The sequence below is a fragment of the Streptococcus sp. CM6 genome (assembly GCF_000526095.1).
Lineage (GTDB): Bacteria > Bacillota > Bacilli > Lactobacillales > Streptococcaceae > Streptococcus > Streptococcus oralis_BW.
This window is the reverse complement of sequence record NZ_JATS01000014.1, coordinates 1-1783: the sequence shown is the minus strand read 5'-3', so window position 1 is coordinate 1783 and position 1783 is coordinate 1. Positions and strand designations below refer to the sequence as shown.

At 41.8% G+C, this 1783-nt stretch carries 1 protein-coding gene; it reads right to left on the bottom strand.

Annotated elements, in window-relative coordinates:
- Positions 1–1783: GbpC/Spa domain-containing protein (locus tag HMPREF1516_RS04310; RefSeq protein ID WP_269621634.1), on the bottom strand; the 1783-nt coding region annotated here is incomplete at both ends.

The following is a 1783-nucleotide window of genomic DNA, read 5'->3' as shown; positions in this document are numbered from 1 at the left end:
TTGGCAACTGCTTAGGAGTTGGTGCTACAGGCGGAGTTGGCAATGGTTCTGGTTTTGATGGCTCTGGTTGATCTGGAGTTTTTACCGGTGGTGTTGGCTCATTTTCGTAGCTTGGTGCTACTGGAGCTGGTTCCAATGGTTTCTCCGTCTCATATGTTGGCTCTTCTGGTTTTGATGGCTCTGGTTGATCTGGAGTTTTTACCGGTGGTGTTGGCTCATTTTCATAGCTTGGCGCTACTGGAGCAGGATCCAATGGTTTCTCTGTCTCATAAGTAGGAGCTTGTGGTTCAGTTGGTGCTACTGGCGGAGTTGGTTTTTCCTTGGTAATTCTCGGAACTTTAACGGCACGAATCTTCCCATTGAGCGAGTACCAGATATTGGGCCTCTTGCCTTCTGTATTATCTTTTCCAGCAACTTGGGGCATATCCGCAACAGACATCACATTAGTAGCAGATGTTGCGCCAACTGTAACATGATTCGTAGATCCAGACATACTAATAGCACCTGCACCGTACCAAGAGTTTGGTGCATCTGATGAATCCCACCCCGATCCAGGTTCATTTGCTCTAGGATACATAGTCCAACGAGATCCACCCTGATCTTTTCTAAAATTGAGGGTTTTGGTAGCATAAATCATTCCATCTTTTTCATCAATAGATGAACCTGAAATTTTAACAAATGTTCCGCTATAGTCTTTAGCCATTTCAATAGAATTGTGCTCGCGGTTTAGAGATGCTACAGAAAGAAGGGCATTGTCAAAATTAATTGGTTGGTCGTTTTCATCATAGAAGGTAAATTCATTTTTAATGAAAATTGAAGTACCTTTTTCAACATCACCAGTGTAAGCAGAAGCAAAGACTCCCAAAGTTGGGTCACTAAAGATTCCCAACCAAACTTTTCCACTAGGATTTTGGAATTTTGAAGACGGATCTACAGTATATTTGTAAACAATCTTGGAAATCTTTTTACCGTTGTAGTAGGAATTTTGAAGGTTGGTATAAGTCGCAGTTACGCTTTGCCCACGTTCTAGAAGAACAGAGCCCCATTTAACTTCTGTTTTGTTCCCTACATTGGTCGTCCAGTCCGATTTAGTTCCAATATTACCATACAATTCCACTGAAGAAGTAGTGGCACCGTTCTCCAAGTTCTTGACATTGAGGTTGTCTAACTGAAGATTCTTCTTACCATATTGGTCTGTATCCTTCTTGAAGGCTTCATCAACAGCTGCTGCTGTAAGAAGTTTTCCTTCCGTTTTGAGATCAAGTTGAGCTTTTGGTTCTAAATCATAAACCAAGCTCTGAGCAGATGGCTTAGACAAGTAACCATCTTGATCTTTATTCTTTTCAAGTTCTACAAGCGCTGCCTTAATTTGGGCCTGCTCATCTTCATAAGCCTTTAATTTAGCTGGATACTCAGCCAACTCTTTTTTATATTTGGCAAGATCTGCTTCATATTTCGCAACCTTAGCTTCATAATCTGTTTTAGCCACGGCATTACGTTGCTTGATTTCTTCATTCTCAGCTTTAAGCGCAGCATTTTTTGTCTTGTTGTCTTCAACTGCCTTTTCATAGGCTGCTTTTGCATCGGCATTTGCTTTTTGAACGCGAGCTAGTTCTGTCTGGTATTTGGCCAGCTTAGCTTGGTAGTCTGTTTCGTTAGCTTCGTTTGCTTGTTTGACTGTTGCTAAATCTGCTTCGTATTTCTTCACCGCTGCGTCATAAGTCGATTTTGCAGCGGCGTTACGTTGCTTAATCGCTTCATTCTCTGTTTTAAGCGCAGCAGC